15 protein-coding genes, 1 tRNA gene and 1 pseudogene are annotated in these 16,985 nt (G+C 57.7%); 13 read left to right on the forward strand and 4 right to left on the reverse strand.

The annotated features are described in order from the left end of the window. Positions 1-95 precede the first annotated feature (95 nt). The 7 genes from IFU29_RS08650 (at position 96) to IFU29_RS08680 (ending at position 6,671) form a co-directional block, all read left to right on the forward strand. Positions 96-737 (forward strand): ankyrin repeat domain-containing protein, encoded by a 642-nt coding sequence (locus IFU29_RS08650; RefSeq protein ID WP_191933549.1) that lies wholly within the window; start codon positions 96-98, stop codon positions 735-737. Next, positions 730-2,124, forward strand: a complete 1,395-nt coding sequence (locus tag IFU29_RS08655) for an amidohydrolase family protein (protein WP_191933550.1) — start codon at positions 730-732, stop codon at positions 2,122-2,124. Before IFU29_RS08650 ends, IFU29_RS08655 begins: the two co-directional genes overlap by 8 nt. A gap of 89 nt (positions 2,125-2,213) precedes the next feature. Then, positions 2,214-2,573 carry a copper resistance protein gene (locus IFU29_RS08660; RefSeq protein ID WP_191933551.1) on the forward strand — a complete coding sequence of 120 codons (360 nt, stop codon included), beginning with the start codon at positions 2,214-2,216 and terminating at the stop codon, positions 2,571-2,573. A gap of 47 nt (positions 2,574-2,620) precedes the next feature. After that, positions 2,621-4,651 carry a protein-disulfide reductase DsbD family protein gene (locus IFU29_RS08665; RefSeq protein ID WP_191933552.1) on the forward strand — a complete coding sequence of 677 codons (2,031 nt, stop codon included), beginning with the start codon at positions 2,621-2,623 and terminating at the stop codon, positions 4,649-4,651. Then, positions 4,648-5,367 (forward strand): DsbA family protein, encoded by a 720-nt coding sequence (locus tag IFU29_RS08670; protein ID WP_191933553.1) that lies wholly within the window; start codon positions 4,648-4,650, stop codon positions 5,365-5,367. Before IFU29_RS08665 ends, IFU29_RS08670 begins: the two co-directional genes overlap by 4 nt. Further along, on the forward strand, positions 5,364-5,864 hold the full coding sequence (locus tag IFU29_RS08675; RefSeq protein ID WP_191933554.1) for a protein disulfide oxidoreductase: 501 nt from the start codon (positions 5,364-5,366) through the stop codon (positions 5,862-5,864). Before IFU29_RS08670 ends, IFU29_RS08675 begins: the two co-directional genes overlap by 4 nt. Before the next feature lie 132 nt (positions 5,865-5,996). Continuing rightward, positions 5,997-6,671, forward strand: coding sequence for an SDR family oxidoreductase (locus tag IFU29_RS08680; protein ID WP_423244827.1), 675 nt, complete (start codon positions 5,997-5,999; stop codon positions 6,669-6,671). Here IFU29_RS08680 and IFU29_RS08685 read toward each other — a convergent pair. Then, the gene (locus tag IFU29_RS08685) at positions 6,657-6,980 is read right to left on the reverse strand and encodes a cupin domain-containing protein (protein WP_342214462.1); all 324 of its coding nucleotides are present in this window, start codon (positions 6,978-6,980) and stop codon (positions 6,657-6,659) included. The two genes, IFU29_RS08680 and IFU29_RS08685, sit on opposite strands and share 15 nt — an antisense overlap. Positions 6,981-7,297: 317 nt before the next feature. Between IFU29_RS08685 and IFU29_RS08690 the strand changes: the two genes are divergently transcribed. From IFU29_RS08690 to IFU29_RS08710, 5 genes are all read left to right on the forward strand, one after another. Beyond that, complete coding sequence (locus tag IFU29_RS08690) at positions 7,298-8,320, forward strand: sensor domain-containing diguanylate cyclase (protein ID WP_191933556.1); 1,023 nt, start codon at positions 7,298-7,300, stop codon at positions 8,318-8,320. Positions 8,321-8,710: 390 nt separating this feature from the next. Next, entirely contained in the window at positions 8,711-10,216 is a 1,506-nt protein-coding gene (dgt, locus tag IFU29_RS08695; protein ID WP_244633657.1) for a dGTP triphosphohydrolase, read from the forward strand. Continuing rightward, positions 10,179-10,985, forward strand: a complete 807-nt coding sequence (locus IFU29_RS08700) for a hypothetical protein (RefSeq protein ID WP_191933557.1) — start codon at positions 10,179-10,181, stop codon at positions 10,983-10,985. The genes dgt and IFU29_RS08700 overlap by 38 nt, the downstream gene beginning before the upstream one ends. Positions 10,986-11,054: 69 nt before the next feature. Next, a tRNA-Gly gene (locus IFU29_RS08705) sits at positions 11,055-11,128 on the forward strand. A 107-nt stretch (positions 11,129-11,235) separates the two neighbouring features. Next, positions 11,236-13,146: a flagellin N-terminal helical domain-containing protein gene (locus tag IFU29_RS08710; protein WP_191933558.1), complete on the forward strand. Its 1,911-nt coding sequence runs from the start codon at positions 11,236-11,238 to the stop codon at positions 13,144-13,146. Between the two features lie 42 nt (positions 13,147-13,188). Here the strand turns inward: IFU29_RS08710 and IFU29_RS08715 are convergent, their stop codons facing one another. The 3 genes from IFU29_RS08715 to IFU29_RS08725 all read right to left on the reverse strand — a co-directional run bounded on the left by IFU29_RS08715 (position 13,189) and on the right by IFU29_RS08725 (position 15,201). Beyond that, a complete protein-coding gene (locus IFU29_RS08715; protein WP_191933559.1) occupies positions 13,189-13,485 on the reverse strand; it encodes a hypothetical protein in 297 nt (98 codons plus the stop codon). 83 nt (positions 13,486-13,568) lie between these two features. Continuing rightward, the gene (locus tag IFU29_RS08720) at positions 13,569-14,288 is read right to left on the reverse strand and encodes a YoaK family protein (protein WP_191933560.1); all 720 of its coding nucleotides are present in this window, start codon (positions 14,286-14,288) and stop codon (positions 13,569-13,571) included. A 148-nt stretch (positions 14,289-14,436) separates the two neighbouring features. After that, positions 14,437-15,201, reverse strand: a complete 765-nt coding sequence (locus tag IFU29_RS08725) for an OmpA family protein (RefSeq protein WP_342214463.1) — start codon at positions 15,199-15,201, stop codon at positions 14,437-14,439. 1 nt (position 15,202) lies between these two features. Between IFU29_RS08725 and IFU29_RS08730 the strand changes: the two are divergent. After that, positions 15,203-16,915, forward strand: a pseudogene (locus tag IFU29_RS08730) (flagellar biosynthesis protein FlhA); the annotation flags it as partial. Positions 16,916-16,985 lie beyond the last annotated feature (70 nt).

A 16,985-nucleotide genomic window follows, 5' to 3' on the forward strand; every position in this document is an offset into this window, starting at 1 on the left:
CATCTGGTGTGAATTATTTTTAAACGGATACCTCCGGGTTTTACAGGCTGTTATTGTCTTACGATGGATTATCACTCGCCTGTCAGGGAAAATTTATGCCCTCTGCTCACGCTTATTCGCCCTCTGCCGCCCGCGCGCTGCAGGAACACTTTCTTGATGCCGCCCGTCAGGGTGACCTGGCTGCCCTGCAGGCATGCCATGCCCAGGGCGTCGACCTCAACACCATGACCGTGCAGCGCACCAGCGCGATAACACTGGCGGCACAGCTTCAGCACTATGACTGTGTGGCCTGGCTAATGCGCGCCGGAGCAGATATAAATCAGCAGGATAATACCTGCCTGAACCCGTTTCTTATCGCCTGTCTGAATAACGATCTCCGGCTGCTACGGCTGCTGCTGCCCGCCTCGCCCGACCTGAACTGCCTGACCCGCTTTGGCGGCGTCGGCCTGACGCCAGCCAGTGAGAAAGGCCACGTGGAAATCGTCCGCGAACTGCTGACCCACACCGCTATCAACGTGAATCACACCAATTTTCTCGGCTGGACGCCGCTGCTCGAAGCCATCGTGCTTAACGACGGCGGCCGCGACCAGCAGGTGATTGTTCAGCTGTTGCTGGATAACGGTGCCAGCCCGCATCTGACCGATAAATACGGTAAAACCCCGTTACAGCTGGCGCGTTCGCTCGGCTATGACGCGATTGCCACACAGCTTATTCACGCAGGAGCCCGCGATGACTAATTCCGACCCGCAACGCCGTACCTTCCTCAGCCACGGCAGCAAACTGCTCGGTGCCTGCGTCCTGCTGGGCGCTGGCAGCCCGCTGGCCGTGGCCGTGGCCGCAGGCAGTCACTCCCCTTTCAGGCAGGAAAAGACGATGTCGACCCTCAGCGCCCGCCATTACTATCTGGATAACGTGCTGCTGGAAACCGGCTTTGACTATCAGGACGGGGTCGCCGTTGCGACCCGGACGGCACTGCACTGTCTGGAGATCAACGACGGCAAAATCGTCGCCCTGCGCGCCGGCAACCAGCGGCCGGATAGCAGCCTGCCGCACGCTGATGCCGGAGGAAAACTGCTGCTGCCCGCCATGCGTGACATGCACATTCATCTGGATAAGACTTTCTACGGTGGCCCGTGGCGCGTGCAGTCCCGCCCGGCGGGCACCACCATTAAGCAGATGATCGCGCTGGAACATCAGCTACTGCCAGAGCTGGCACCGCATACCCGGGAGCGGGCCAATAAGCTAATCGATCTGGTACAGTCGAAAGGCTCCAGCGTGGCCCGCAGCCACTGCAATATTGAACCCGTTTCCGGTCTGAAGAATCTGGAAAATCTGATGGCGGTGCTGGAGCAGCGCCGCAGTGGCTTCAGCTGTGAGATCGTCGCCTTCCCGCAGCATGGCCTGCTGCTGTCAAAATCTGAACCGCTGATGCGTGAAGCCATGCAGGCGGGTGCCCACTACGTCGGCGGGCTCGATCCCACCAGCGTGGACGGCAATATGGAAAAATCCCTCGATACGATGTTCCAGATCGCCGTTGACTATAACAAGGGCGTGGATATCCATCTGCACGAAACCACCCCGGCGGGCGTCGCTGCTATCGATTATATGATTGACCGGGTGGAGCAGACCCCGCAGCTGAAGGGAAAACTCACTATCAGCCATGCGTTTGCTCTGGCCACGCTCACTCCGCAGCAGGTGGCAGAAACCGCGCAGCGCATGGCGGCACAGCAGATCAGCATCGCCTCGACGGTGCCGATTGGCACGCTGCATATGCCCCTGAAGCAGCTTCAGGATAACGGGGTTATGGTGATGACCGGCACCGACAGCGTCATTGACCACTGGTCGCCGTATGGCCTCGGCGATATGCTGGAGAAAGCCAACCTGTACGCTCAGCTGTATGCGCGTCCGGGGGAACTTCCGCTGTCGCGGGCGCTGGCTATCGCCACCGGTAACCGCCTGCCGCTTAACGAGCGCGGCGAGCGCGTCTGGCCCATGGAGCAGGATGAAGCCAGCTTTGTGCTGGTTGATGCCTCCTGCTCGGCGGAGGCCGTGGCGCGTATCTCGCCGCGCACCGCCACCTTCCATCGCGGAAACCTCGTCTGGGATGCGCTTAACAGGGCGTAATCCGCTGGCAGACAAAAGTTTACACGCGTAACCATTGTCAAACGCGGCTGTCTGGTTAAGATAGTCGCACTTAATGAATGGGGCGGGTGATGACAACTCGGCAACGCAAAGCAACGGGCTTTCTGATCCTCGCCTGTCTGGTCATACTGATCTGTATGGCACAGCGCGTGGCGAGCCTGCACGTCCTGTCCCCGCCATCCGTGACGGCCAGTCTCAGCGTTATCTCCCCGGACAGCGATGAAAGCGCCCCGCTGACCCCCTGTGAGGTAAGCGCCAAAACCCTGCTGGTGGTCCCTCCCCTGCTGTTCGACGGTGCCGTTCCTGCGCCCAGTCTCCTGCTGGCGGTATTAGCGCTGCTGTGCACGCTGCCATTCAGGTTTCCCCCGGTACGTGCCCGTCGCGCACCGCTGTTACGCATCCATCTGATCAACTGCAATTTCCGCGAATGACAGACCGCTTCCCCCGGTTCTGACTTTTTCATTTACGGAGAAATACCATGTTTACGCTTATCAGGGGCCTTGTCCTCCTGCTGCTGTTCTGGCTGCCTGCGCTTCAGGCGGCCGACAGCGGCTGGCTGCAAAACCCTCAAAACAGTCACGCGGAGGTGCGCCTGCGTACCGATGCCTCACAGCCCGACCGCACACGACTGCTGCTGGATATTCGCCTGCAGGACGGCTGGAAAACCTACTGGCGTTCGCCGGGAGAAGGGGGCATCGCTCCCGCCATTCGCTGGCAGGACGGCATCACCAGAGCACACTGGTTCTGGCCGGTTCCACAACGCTTTGACGTCGCCGGGATCAGCACTCAGGGCTATCATCAGCAGGTATCCCTGCCGATTGAACTGCCTGCCCCGGCCCCCGCTTACCTTGCCGGGACGCTGACACTATCGACCTGCAGTCACGTCTGCATCCTCACGGATTACCCGTTCAGCCTGAAGATGTCTGCATCCGCAGACCCGGCATTCAACCATGACTATGCCCGGGCAATGGGCACAGTGCCGATTGAACACGGCCTGACGGATCGTATTACCGCCGGTTACCGGCAGGGTGAACTGCAGATTGTGGCCGACCGTCAGAATGGCTGGCAGCAGCCGGCGCTGTTCCTTGACGGGCTTGCCGGCAGCAGTTTCGGCGAACCACGTTTTACCCTGAACGGATCTCAGCTGGTCGCCCGCGTGCCGGTCAGCGATGAGTGGGGCGACAACGCGCCGGACCTCAGGGGTAAAATCCTGTCGCTGGTGCTGGCGGACGGCGGTCTGGCGCAGCAAGTCAGCCTGCCGGTGGAAGCCAGTACAACGCCACCTGCGGCAACCCTGCCGCTGTGGCAGATGCTGCTGATGGCGCTGGCCGGGGGCTTTATTCTCAACCTGATGCCCTGTGTGCTGCCGGTACTGGGCATGAAGCTGGGCAGTATTATCACCGCCCCTCAGCGCGACCGCCGCAGCGTGCGGCTACAGTTCCTCGCCTCCAGCGCCGGCATTGTCGCCTCATTCATGGCGCTGGCGCTGCTGATGACGGCGCTGCGCCTGACGGATCGCGCCCTCGGCTGGGGCATCCAGTTCCAGAACCCGTGGTTTATCGGCTTTATGGTGCTGGTGACGCTGCTGTTCAGCGCCAGCCTGTTCGGCCTGTTCCACCTGCGTCTGCCCTCCGCGTTCAATACCCGACTGGCCACCCGGTCAGGGCACGGACTGAGTGGACATTTCTGGCAGGGTGCATTTGCCACTCTGCTGGCCACGCCCTGCTCTGCCCCGCTTCTTGGCACGGCGGTGGCCTTTGCGCTGGCCGCCCCGCTGCCGCTGCTGTGGGTGATGTTTGTTGCGCTTGGCACTGGCATGAGCCTGCCCTGGCTGCTGATCGCAGCCTGGCCCGCACTGGCACTGAAGTTACCGCGCCCCGGCCGCTGGATGAACGTGCTGCGCATCCTGCTGGGCTTACTGATGCTGGCCTCCTGTTTCTGGCTGGTTAGCCTGCTGGTCAGTCATATTGGTGCTACCGCCGCGCTGACTGTGGCTGCCGTTATCGCGCTGATACTGCTGGCCAGCCTGGTAAAACAGTGTGGTATCAAACTCGCAGCGATGGTCACCGCACTCCTGCTGGTGTGTGCGGGCGGCGTACTGCTGACCGGTGTCCTGAGTAACACTCCGGGTAAAAGGGCGTTGCAGGATCGCGTTAACTGGCAACCCTTGTCAGAACAGGCCATCCGCCAGGCGCTGGACGCCAATAAGCGGGTATTTATCGACGTTACTGCCGACTGGTGTGTGACCTGTAAAGCCAACAAATACAACGTACTGCTGCGGGAAGATGTGCAGCAGGCGCTGCTGGCTGACGATGTGGTGCCCCTGCGCGGTGACTGGAGCCGGCCTTCCGAAACCATCACCCATTTTCTGCAACAGCGCGGCAGCGTGGCCGTGCCGTTTAATCAAATTTATGGACCGGGTGCTCCCCGGGGCGTGGTGCTCTCGCCGCTGCTTGACCGGACTACCCTGCTGAAAACCCTGAATGATGCCAAAGGAACTGAACAATGAAAAAATCCCTGATCGCTCTGCTACTGGTTGCCACCCCGCTGTGGGCCGCCGCGCCCTTCACCCCGGAACAGGAGGCGCGTATTCAGCAGATGATCCGCGAAACGCTGGTGCAAAATCCGCAGATCCTGGCGGAAGCCGCCGATGCTTACGATAAGCAGGCGCTGAAACAGCAGGCCGACGTCACCGGCCAGGTGATCGCACAGAACCGCGCCGCACTGTATGAAGATGCCGGTTCGCCCCGCCTGGGGGCAAAAGACGCGAAGCTGACGCTGGTGGCGTTCACTGATTACAACTGCCCGTACTGTAAGCAGTTCGATGGGCTGCTGGAAAAGCTTGTGCAACAGTACCCGGACGTTGCCGTGGTGATTAAACCCCTGCCGTACCGTTCGGAAAGCTCGCTGACCGCCGCCCGTGAGGTACTGACGCTGTGGCGGCAGCAGCCGGATCGCTGGCTGGCACTCCATCAGCGGCTGATGGCGAAAAAAGGCTACCACGACGACGCCAGCATCAAAGCAGCGGAACAGAAGCTGAACATCACTCTGGCGCAGCCGGACAGGCAGAGCCTGGAGACAGTCAACACCAATCTTAAACTGGCGCAGCACCTGGGCATTGAGGGTACACCGGCCACGCTGATTGGCAACCGCCTGCTGCCCGGTGCGGTCTCCTATGAGCAGCTGGAAAGTCTGGTGAAACAGCAGCTGGCGCAGACGCCATGAGCCGTATGAAGCGCTGGACGCGCGATCTGCTGCTGCTGGCGCTGCTGATGGCCGGGCTGATGTGGGTGATGGACCAGTGGCGCGCGCCACAGGCCCCGCTGGCCTTTGCTGATCAGCCACTCCATACCCTTGACGGGCAGGAGGTTACGCTGAACACTCTGAGTCAGGATCGCCCTTTGCTGGTCTATTTCTGGGCCAGCTGGTGCGGTATCTGCCGCTTTACCACGCCGGTAGTGGCCGGGATGGCGCAGGACGGCAGCAACGTGATCGGCATTGCGCTCCGCTCCGGGGATGATGAAAACGTCCAGCGATATTTGCAGGTGAAGCAGTATCAGATGCCGCTGGTTAACGACCCGGAAGGCCGCCTGTCTGCTCACTGGCAGGTGAACGTCACGCCAACCCTGGTGATCATTGATAAAGGCCGGGTGGTGAGCACCACCACCGGCTTTACCAGCGGCTGGGGCATGAAGCTCAGGCTGTGGTGGGCAGGCCGATAACCCTCAGAGTGGAGGGAGAGATCCTCCCCCCTCTCCCCATCAGGCACCGGGCGATCGGGCGCGGTGCCCTCTTTTTGCTATGCTTTTGCGTAAGATCATCCTACTGACCCCCGCTGACATAAGGCAGACCCCATCATGACATCTCCACAGGCTTTAATTATTGGCGCTTCACGCGGCATCGGTTCAGGACTGGCAACCACTCTGGCCGATCGCGGCTGGCACGTGACCGCGACCACGCGTAACGAGATCCCCGCCAGCACCGCCGCTATCCGCTGGCTGACGCTGGACATTAACCTGCCGGAACAGCGCGATGCGCTGAAGGGCGAACTGGCAGACCAGCAGTTTGACGTAATTTTTATTAATGCGGGCGTTTATGGCCCGGATCACCAGACGCTGTCGCGCACCAGCGACGACGAAATGCTGGCACTGTTTCAAACCAACACTTTTTCGCCGGTGCGCTGCGCGGAAATGCTGTTGCCACTGGTTAAGCCACGCAGCGGCATCCTGGCGCTGATGACCTCGCAGCTGGCCAGCCTGAATGAAAACCCGGATGCCACCTACCCGCTGTATGCCGCCAGTAAAGGGGCACTGAATATGCTGGCACGCGGCCTGTCGGTGCAGCCCGAAGCCCAGGATAAAACGCTGCTCTGCGTACACCCCGGCTGGGTCCAGACCGATATGGGCGGCAAAAGCGCCCCCCTGACGGTGGCACAGAGCGCGGGCGGCATTGCCGACCAGTTGGAAGCATGGCGCGGTAAGGGCGGCCATCACTATATTGATTACAGCGGTAAGTTACTGTCCTGGTAACGGCGCTTCAGCATCAACCAGCAGCAGCGTTCCGCTGCTGCCGGGCAGCACCCGATGCGGGCTGCCCGGCGGTATCACAATATAGTCCCCGCTTTTCAGCACCACGGCCTGCCTGTCTATTTCCAGCGTCATCAGCCCCTCGATCACCACCAGCAACTCGGCAAAATGCTCATGCACTTCCTCAGGTATCCCCTCTTTCCCCATGCGGATCAGCTTCACATTCGCCTGTCCGATCCGACTGAGGATGACCGACTGCCACGCCTGCGGTAGCGCCGCTGCTCCGGTTAATAATGATGTTGCCTTCAGCACAGCCCCTCCTTTTTAGTGCCTTTATAATAAGCGCTATTGATACCTGAAAGACGGCATCAGGGGATGTAAGATAATCCGCTAAGCTTTTGCAGCAGGCTGTTATCTGCCAGGACAGATTTATCGCAAACTCTTTTCTTTTTGCCCGGTTTCTCAATGTTTTCCTCTGCCCACCGGTGATAGAATCAGCAACGCGGTACAGAGGGGAATGCGCCCCACGAATCACACCGATAAAAAATAATAACAACGCGTTAGCGCTCTCTGACATGACAGCCTTTGCACGATTTATCCTCCACTTTACGACCCGGGAACTCTGACCTATGAAGGAAAATTTGATTGAGCGCATCTCGACCGCGCTGGGATCGGAAAAAACCCTCGAAGGATTTGTGCGTCAGCTGCTGGAAATGCTGGAGCTGGTGACCGAGATGGAGTCCACCTATCTCACGCGGATCGACGAAGAGGGTAACGAACAGCATATCCTGTATGCGCGTAACAGCAGAAAAATGCAGATCCCTGAAGGACTGACGGTACCGTGGCAGGATACGCTGTGTAAACGCGCCCTGGATGAGGGACGGCGTTACACCTGTGAGGTGCCTGATATCTGGGGGGATTCTGACGCGGCCAGAGCGCTGGGGATCACCACGTACGTCAGTACCCCGGTTGTTATGGGCGACGGCACACTGTTCGGAACGCTGTGCGCGGCCAGCGCCCGCAGGCAGCCACTGTCTCAGCGCGGCGAGCAGGTTCTTCAGCTGTTTGCCGAGCTTATTTCACAGTATCTTCGCAAAGAGCAGCTGCTGGAAGAGTTGCAGGACGCCAACGCCACGCTGACCGCTGCCAGCTTCACCGACGAACTCACCGGGCTGCCTAATCGCCGCGCGGTGTTTGCCCGTCTGCCCGCGCTGTTTAGCCATGCGCGCAATGACACCCATCACCTGCTGGTCGCGTTTATCGACCTGGACGGGTTTAAGGGAATTAATGACCGCTACGGCCACCAGACCGGGGATGAATTCCTGCGGGCTATCGGCCGGCGGCTGAAAGAAGTGATCCGGCATGACGACGTGCTGGGGCGTCTGGGCGGCGACGAATTTATCCTTGCCACGGCTGTTGCCTCGCAGGATGACACCGCTGCCGCCACGCTGAAGCAGCGTATCTCGGCGATCCTGAGCGGTAGTTATCAGCTTTCTGCCGCGAAAATAGAGTATGCCGGTGCCAGTATTGGCCTAGTCAGCGTGGACCCGGCCCTGAGTACGCCGGACAGTGCGGTGCGGGATGCCGATGCCGCCATGTATCAGGACAAAGACCGACGCAAACAGAATCTGGCCTGCGGTCAGGGGCTTTAGTGACATAGGTGGTGACCTGCCTAAAGTTTCAGGCAAAAGGACCGATGTAAGTAGCATTCATCCTGAACTGTTCGGACCTACTATGTACCTGATTAAACCCGCAGAGCTGATTCTGCTGTCAATAACCCTGGCATACTGTCTGGCTACCTACCTCTGGTTCTAGCGCTCAATGGATGAGACCCCCGCTAACCTGATGGCATAATGCTTCAGCCCCGGCAAAACGTAACCGACCCCTGCGTCGGTTTTTTTATGGCTGTTTTACGAATATAAACCTCGCAGAATACGAAATAAATGCGACCCTTATTCCGATAATTATTCCTTTAAGCCAAAGAAATAGATTGCCTAACTGAAATTTGGTAGCGTTACTTTTTTGCAAATATCAAGGATACGATGATGCAATGGCAACAGCTCCTCTGTAGTGCCCGCCGTAAAGATAAAGAAAAGATCACCCCGCCTGAGACCGATTCCGCGCGTCATTCGACTCGCCAGGGACGCCAGGAGATCGAGCGTGACTATGATCGCCTGCTCTTTTCTGCCCCCACGCGCCGCCTGGCCGACAAAACCCAGGTATTTCCCCTTGACCGCAATGACAGCATACGGACTCGCTTAACCCATTCACATGAAGTAGCCAATTTTGCCCGTGGCATAGGTATGCGACTGGCATTTGATCTGAAAGAGGAAATTTTTGGTCCCCTGGATAATATCTGCGTCGAGCGCGATATTCCGGCCCTTCTGGCAGCTATCGGTTTAGCCCATGACTTAGGCAATCCGCCCTATGGTCATCAGGGTGAGGCCGCAATGCGGACCTGGTTTATCCGCCACCTTGCTCCACTGGTCAACAAGCAAGATGCCTTCTACAACGATTTCTTTCATTTTGACGGCAACTCACAAACCTTTCGTCTGGTGACAAAACTACAGATCCTCAACGATCAGTTCGGACTGAATCTGACCTACGCAACGCTGGCTGCCCTGATCAAATACCCCCGTTCCTCCTACACCACGAATCAAACCCCGTGGAAAAAACACGGCTTTTTTTATTCTGAAGCCAAGGTGGTTGAAGAGGTCTGGGAAAAAACCGGGCTAAAAGAAGGGGTGCGTCATCCACTGACCTACCTGATGGAGGCCTGTGACGATATCGCCTATTCCGTGCTGGATGCTGAAGATACCGTCAAGAAAGGACTTGCCTCCTATCACGATCTCATCAGCTTTCTTCAGTGCTGGCATAAAGGTGATGAGGTTATCGACGCGCTGATTAGCCAGACGGAATTAAAAAATCGCCAATGGGACACCCATACCAATGGGCTCTCTCCCGCTGAGCTTAACGATATGAGTATGCAAATGTTCCGGGTCTATGCCGTCAGTACCCTGATCAATGCGACCGTTGACGCTTTCCGGGATTATCACCACGTGCTGATGCAGCCTTGTTGTACCTTTGAGGACTTAATGAGGGTCAGCCGGGGCCATCAGCTATGTGAAGCGCTGAAAGAGTTCGACAGAACGCGGGGCTATCGGCATCGTTCCGTTCTGGAACTGGAGCTGAAGGGCTCGAACTATATTCAGGGACTGATGGATATGCTGTGGCTCGGCATTCACGGGCATAAAACACCGACAGAAAAAAAAGAAGATAATAAGCGTGCCCAGTGCGAAGCCGGCTTTACCCCACTGCCTACGTATCGCTCAGACACCCCTTTTGGCCGTTACGCCTATGGGCGCATCTCAGAAAATTACCGGCGTATTTTTGAAGATCCCCATAACCCCCTGCCCCGGCTGTACAAAGAAGCACAGCTGCTCACCGATGCGGTGGCAGGGATGACGGACAGCTATTTGATGGACCTTCATGATGAGTTAAAATCGCTCTATGAATACGAATGTCGTCAAGAGCCAGAAGCATCTTAAACGCCGTATCGAACGCTTTTTCCTTTGTCGCAGTGAAGGTCAGGCTGCCAGGGTGTTAATCGACGCGCTGGCAGCGCACAGCCGCGCATGGATTTTCGGCGGGATGATCCGCGATATCGGGCTTTTTGGTCGCAAAGGATTTACTTCTGATATTGATATCGTTGTCGACAGCAACCACGAGAACTTATTACAGCTTCTCTCTGCCCTGGGGGTTTCCCAGCCAGCACTGACCCGTTTTGGTGGCATCCGTTTTCGCTATCACGCGATGGACTTTGATATCTGGTGCCTGTCCGACACCTGGGCTTTTAGAGAAAATCTGATCCCGCTGGAAGATGCGAACAGCCTGTTCAAAACAACGCTGATGACGTGGGATGCGATCCTCTATGACGTTAACAAACGTCAGGTGATCAGCCCGGACAACTATCTGGACGATCTGAACGACCGGCGTCTGGAACTGGTTTTTGGCCAAACGCCTAATGAAACCGGCTCACTGATTAAGATCCTTCGGACTATCTACAATAAGCGCGTGGAAGTGCTGGGGCCTGGGCTTTGTCAGTATCTCGCACAACGACTTGGGCAGGTTGAGTTCGAGCTGCTGTGGCGCTATGAAATGACGCATTACCGCACAAACTCTTTCAGCGCCGACCAGATTACCGAGCTGATGCGCTATCTGGATCGGGCCAGCCCGACGTGCGATCTCAAGATCAACATCAATCAAAGAGAATGTCAGCTGGCGTTTCAATTTAACGATCAGCAAGGCAAAGGATGAGATGTGCGGATTATCTTTGATATGACTCAACATTTCCTGTCAGAGTTGTGCTAATATCCTTTCCGCTCTGCGGCCATCGTATAATGGTATTACCTCAGCTTCCCAAGCTGATGACACGGGTTCGATTCCCGTTGGCCGCTCCAGCCCCTCTCTCTCAGTCCCGTTTCCTTCCTTAAGCAAAATTTCCCGTAAAACTTTTTGATCCGATGCCGATAACCGTTATCAGGAAAAATGAGGGTCGGGCAGGATCATGCTAAGTCTAAAAACCAATATGTCAGCGCTTGTCGTGCAGCAGCATTCCCTGAAAACCAGCTCTGCCCTTGATGAGTCTATCCGTCGCCTCTCCTCCGGGATGCGCATCAACAGCGCCCGCGACGACTCGGCGGGACAGGCAATTGCTAACCGCCTGACCAGCCAGCAGAAAGGCCTCGCCCAGGCGCAGCGTAACGCTGCCGACGGCCTGTCACTTGCTGAAACCGCTGAAGGCGCACTGAGTGAAATTAACGATCGTTTACAGCGCATCCGCGAACTGACCGTTCAGGGGGTGAGTGAAACCTATTCTCAGACCGACAGTGATGCGATTCAGGCCGAGATTAATCTCAACCTGAAAGAGATAGACCGGCTGAACAGCAGCGCCAGCTTTAACGGCATCAGCCTGTTGAACGGTAGCGCGGGAAAAGTGGGCTTACAGGTGGGGGCGTACGATAATAATAAAATCGACCTCGACTTAACGCACGGGTTCAGCGTTGAACAACTCGGGTTAAAAGACCTGATTATTCGCGGTATCAGCGGGGCGGTCTCACCGGTCAATACCCTCACTGGCATTGCCAATAATATTGCGCTTAACAGCGGGGCTGTGTCGGTCAGCTATTCCACCAACGGAACACTGACCTCACCGCAGCTGGTCAGAAGCAACGTCAGCAATCAGCTCTACATACAGGGAACGGCTGCTGACGGCACGGCGGCTTTTTATCCGGCCTCCTACGCCGCCACCTGGACAACCGCGACGGCCAGCGGCACAGTGACTGTCGGCACCACCAGCATGACGCCCCTCTTCAGCGCCGTGAATGACGTTGCCGCCCGCCCGTTGCCGTCGGTTAACTTCCTGGACGACAGCGGCAACGCCCTGGCCACCAGCCCGCCGCCCACTCTCACGGAAAGTAACGGTCAGTATTATATTGAGCAGAACGATGTCTATTACGCTGCCGGGATCCGCTTTAGCACCAGCGGGAATGTCACGGCGCAGATAACTCAGGCCACCGGTCAGCCGGACACCGATTTTTCCCCCCTGCCGGCCCTGGTCACGCAGACACCGGCCATCGATATCAGCGCGGCGACGGTGATCTTTACCGATGCCAGCGGCAGTCCCGTCGCAGGCAGTGATGCCCGTCTGGTCCAGTCCGGGGGGCAATACCTGATGGAAGTAGCGGATGGCAGTGGTAACTATCAGTATTACAATGCCAGTGTCAGCGCCAGCAGTGACGGGACGAACAACACCGTCAGCGTGACGGCCAGCAGCAGCACCAGCCAGAACAGCTTTACGGCCGTATCGACCGTCACGGGAACCTCCATCGTGACCCTCGACCCGGCCAATGTGGAAACCCGCTACAGTGATGCCAGTGGCAACACATTCAGCGATGTGCTGCGCCTGGACGCCAGCGGTAACTATTATATGGACGTGCACGGCGCGACTGTCGATAAAACGGCCACGTTGGTTAGTCAGGATGACGGCAGCAATACGCTGCTGCTGAAAACCCTACAGGGCGTGGGTGACGTCCAGATTTACTTCGCTACCACCCTGGCCGCCGTCACGGATGCCTCCACCAACAATACCCAGATGAGCATTGCGGAGGTCGGGGCGGAGATCCGCCTGCGTAACCCGGACGATCCGCTGGCCACCCTGGACCGCGCTATCAGTCGCGTGGACAGCCAGCGATCGCTGCTCGGGGCCACCGCTAACCGCCTGATGTCGGTACAGAACGTGCAGGCCACCACCACCACCCATCTCGCCACCTCACGTTCACGCATTGAGGATGCCGATTATGCCGCCGAGGTTTCCGCGCTGACCCGCGCGCAGATCCTGCAGCAATCGAGCGCATCGCTGATGTCGAAAGTGATGACAATGACGCCGCAGATGATTATGTCGTTACTGGAGGGGTAATTCGGGCTACCGGCGCGGAGAAAGGGGTTCCCCGCGCCCTTCTCAGGTTTTACTCACCGTCCAGGTTTTGACTTTATCGTTTTGCAGGCGAACCGTCAGGGTTCTGCCTTCGGTGGTACTGCCGGTTTTCGCCTGGCTCCACGTCCACATCAGTATCGACTGCCCCTGCGGAAAGGGCGTGTCTGAAGAAGGCTCACCAAACAGCGCGATCAGATCCTGCTTTGTGGTGACATCATGATGGATACTGGCCAGCTGAGCATCATCGAAATTGTTCCCCACGGATGCGGTGCATCCGGTCAGCAGCGCCAGCATCAGGCACCCGATTATTTTTTTATTCATGGCTGGCTCCTCTGCCGTTATGATTATTCTGCTGCTTAAACTACAGCATAAATCCCGTTAAGGGTGCCGCCATTTTAACTGACTCAGGGCATCACGATGCGTTTGCTGAACATGGTATTGAGCGCCAGCGTGAGCAGCCCCGCGCCAACAACCATCAGAAACAGATATCCCAGCCAGTGATACAGCCAGATCCCCGCCACACCGCCCAGTAAAAACGCCAGGATGGTATAAAAGTGCAACCGCAGGCGTTCCAGATACTGCGGGGCATTTTGCGGCGACTCTTTACGGCGCAGCACGTCAAACAGCATGGCCAGCTCAATGCCAATATCGGTTGCCGTACCGGAGACATGGGTGGTTCTGACCCGCGCATTGGAGATCCGGGTGACTACCGCATTTTGCAGCCCCATCAGAAAGCTCAGACTGAGGATCAGCAGAGCCCCCGGCGACGCCAGCGGCAGCCAGCTTGCCACCGCGCCCAGCACCACCAGCGCCAGCCCCTCTATAAATATATTCACGGCATAAATCGTGCTGATGGCTCTTCTGCGACCCGCATTAATAATCAGGGTGGACAGCGCCGAGCCGGCAATAAACAGCAAAACAATGGCCAGAAAGAAAATGCCCGCCGTCAGATTGGCCTTAGCCAGATGGTCCGAGAGCGAAGAGATATTGCCCGTCATATTGGCCGAAAAAAAACCGACACTTTCAAAGGCTGCCGTATTCAGCGCCCCGGCAACGGCGGCCAGCGTACAGGCCAGGCGGCTATCCGTATTGAAGGTCCTTGCCGCATCGGTACTGATCAACATGTTGCTAACTCAACAAAAACGCACAATACGCCATGATCCCCCTGTTTACGCCGACTGGCAACAGACGAAGGCAGCGATCGCTTCAAAAACCTGAAAAGAAAAAAACCGGCGGCAGAACACCGCCGGGGAAGCCAAAAAAAACGCTGGCTCAAGGCACTAAGGGTGAGTCAAGGCGGTCAATAATCGGCTTGATGACCTTCACGCCGTGCCGCCCGTAAAACTGGTACAACGTGTCTGATGCCGCCTGGGTCAGGACCATAATTTCAATGCGCCGGTTACGGGCAGACAGCGGATTGGCCGGGTCGAGTAACATCCTGTCGGCCATGGCACTGACCTGGATGATGCGCTGAACGTCCAGTCCGCCGTTTTCCAGTACGGTTCTGGCTGCCAGGGCGCGATCGCCGGATAAATTCCAGTTGTTATAGCCCGCACTTTGGCGATAGTGCGCGGCATCGGTATGGCCGTTGATCACCACCTGGTTATCAATGCGGTTAAAGACCGGTGCCAGCTCGCCCAGCAGGCGTGAAAAAAACGGCGTCATCTGCGCGCTACCGCGTGGGAACATCACCCGATCGTCGTCGTCCTGCAGCAGGATGCGCAGCCCCTGGGGCACTTTTTCCAGCGAGAGATTTCCCTGCGCGTTTAAGTCTGCCGTGATGCGGGTAATCGCCTCGCTCAGCGCATCCAGCTCCCGATCGGAGCGTGACAGCACGTTTTCCAGCGTCTCCGGCGGTGAGGGCGACGTGACCTCCCCCTCCTCCGGATCGCTCTCTGCCGGCATCTCGCGAAAGACCGGTGCAGGACCGGGGATCGCCGGATCGCTCACCGGGCTGAACAGGGTTCCCTGAAAAATCGACGTTCCGTTGAGGTGAGCTACGATCTCCTCACGTTCCTCTTTCGATACCGAGCCCACGATTAATTTCGTGGTGGTGACCAAGGGCGCTGAACGTATTTCTGAGGTCTCCGCACGTTTCACCCTCGACGCCCTCCCCGGCAAGCAGATGGCGATTGACGCCGATCTGAATGCCGGACTGATTAATCAGGAACAGGCGCGCGTCCGGCGTAAAGACGTCGCCAGTGAGGCTGACTTCTACGGGGCCATGGACGGGGCCTCTAAATTTGTACGTGGGGATGCCGTTGCCGGGATTATGATCCTGCTGATCAACGTAATCGGCGGTATTCTTATTGGTATTTTTAAACACAATCTGGATGCCGGACAGGCCTTTGACCAATATGTGCTGCTGACCATTGGCGATGGGCTGGTGGCCCAGATCCCGTCCCTGCTGCTGGCAACAGCAGCAGCGATTATCGTCACCCGGGTCAGTGACGACGACAGCAGCGGGATATCTGACGACATTCAGCGTCAGCTGCTGGCCAAACCTGCCACGCTTTACACCGCCGCGCTGGTGATGTTCGTGCTGGCGGTGGTGCCGGGGATGCCGCACACGGTATTTCTGATTTTTACCGCCCTGCTATTGTTTACCGCCTGGCGTCAGAACCGGGTGGCCGACAAGCCTGCCCAGAGCGCCGGGGATCTGGCGGCGTTAAATACCGTGCTGGAGGAGAGTGACAGCGTTACTGTCTGCTGGCAGAGTATTCCTCTGATTGAACCATTGGGGCTCAACCTGGGCTATAAGCTGGTGACGCTGGTGGACAAAGCCAAAGGCAGCCCGCTGACCCAGCGCGTACGCGGCGTGCGTCAGGTCGTGTCGGAGACCAGCGGGGTGCTACTGCCGGAGATGTCAATCAGGGAAGATTTCCGTTTGAAGCCCGCGCAGTATGCCATCAAGGTTAACGGGGTGCGTACGGCAGTGGGTGAAGTGCATGCGGATCGCCTGATGGCGATCCCCACCGCCGATCAATACGGCGAAATCGACGGCGTACTGGATACCGACCCGGCATACGGACTGGCCGTCACCTGGATCACCCCGGAAATGAAATCCCAGGCGCTGAATGTGGGCTATCAGGTGGTCGACTGCGCCAGCGTTATCGCCACGCATATCAACCGGGTGACGCGGGAGCACCTGCCCGAACTGTTTAACTACGATGATATCACCCAGCTGAACCTGCGGCTGGCGGGGGTGGCCCCTAAGCTGGCGGACGACCTGAACAGCGCACTGAACTTCAGCCAGCAGCTTAAGGTATATCGTCTTTTATTGCAGGATCAGGTCTCGCTCAAGGACATCGCAACCATTGCGACCACGCTGGTAGAGAGTGCGGCAATCACTAAAGATGCCATTTTACTCGCCTCCGACGTACGCTTTGCCCTGCGCCGGGCGATGGTGGCGGCCATTGCGCCGGATAACAAGCCACTGTCGGCCTATACGCTGGATAACCAGCTGGAGGATCTGCTGCTGGGGTCACTGAACCAGGCGCAGCAGGCGGGGAAAGTCAGCCTGGACAGTTTCCCCGTCGATCCGAATATACTCACCCAGCTCCAGTCTACCCTGCCTGTCGTGCTGGAACAGCTTAAGGCACAAAACATGACGCCGGTACTGCTGGCCACACCGCAGTTAAGGCCGCTGATCGCCCGTTACAGCCGTCTGTTTGCCGCCGGGCTGCACGTGCTTTCTTACAATGAAGTACCCGATGAAGTGGATTTACGTATTGTGGGGACAGTGAACTGATGAAAAGGGCCAGGTCACGCCTGGCCCTGACTATTTACGCTGGATTACAGTTTCCAGCCATTTGCCGCCG

This window comes from Erwinia persicina, assembly GCF_014838825.1.
GTDB lineage: Bacteria > Pseudomonadota > Gammaproteobacteria > Enterobacterales > Enterobacteriaceae > Erwinia > Erwinia persicina_A.

Coding starts and splice junctions, on each gene's coding strand:
- IFU29_RS08655 (WP_191933550.1), top strand. CDS start 730: ATGACTAATTCCGACCCGCAACGCCGTACCTTCCTCAGCCACGGCAGC.
- IFU29_RS08700 (WP_191933557.1), top strand. CDS start 10,179: ATGAATACGAATGTCGTCAAGAGCCAGAAGCATCTTAAACGCCGTATC.
- IFU29_RS08720 (WP_191933560.1), bottom strand. CDS start 14,288: ATGTTGATCAGTACCGATGCGGCAAGGACCTTCAATACGGATAGCCGC.
- dgt (WP_244633657.1), top strand. CDS start 8,711: ATGATGCAATGGCAACAGCTCCTCTGTAGTGCCCGCCGTAAAGATAAA.
- IFU29_RS08675 (WP_191933554.1), top strand. CDS start 5,364: ATGAGCCGTATGAAGCGCTGGACGCGCGATCTGCTGCTGCTGGCGCTG.
- IFU29_RS08665 (WP_191933552.1), top strand. CDS start 2,621: ATGTTTACGCTTATCAGGGGCCTTGTCCTCCTGCTGCTGTTCTGGCTG.
- IFU29_RS08670 (WP_191933553.1), top strand. CDS start 4,648: ATGAAAAAATCCCTGATCGCTCTGCTACTGGTTGCCACCCCGCTGTGG.
- IFU29_RS08690 (WP_191933556.1), top strand. CDS start 7,298: ATGAAGGAAAATTTGATTGAGCGCATCTCGACCGCGCTGGGATCGGAA.
- IFU29_RS08715 (WP_191933559.1), bottom strand. CDS start 13,485: ATGAATAAAAAAATAATCGGGTGCCTGATGCTGGCGCTGCTGACCGGA.
- IFU29_RS08650 (WP_191933549.1), top strand. CDS start 96: ATGCCCTCTGCTCACGCTTATTCGCCCTCTGCCGCCCGCGCGCTGCAG.
- IFU29_RS08660 (WP_191933551.1), top strand. CDS start 2,214: ATGACAACTCGGCAACGCAAAGCAACGGGCTTTCTGATCCTCGCCTGT.
- IFU29_RS08710 (WP_191933558.1), top strand. CDS start 11,236: ATGCTAAGTCTAAAAACCAATATGTCAGCGCTTGTCGTGCAGCAGCAT.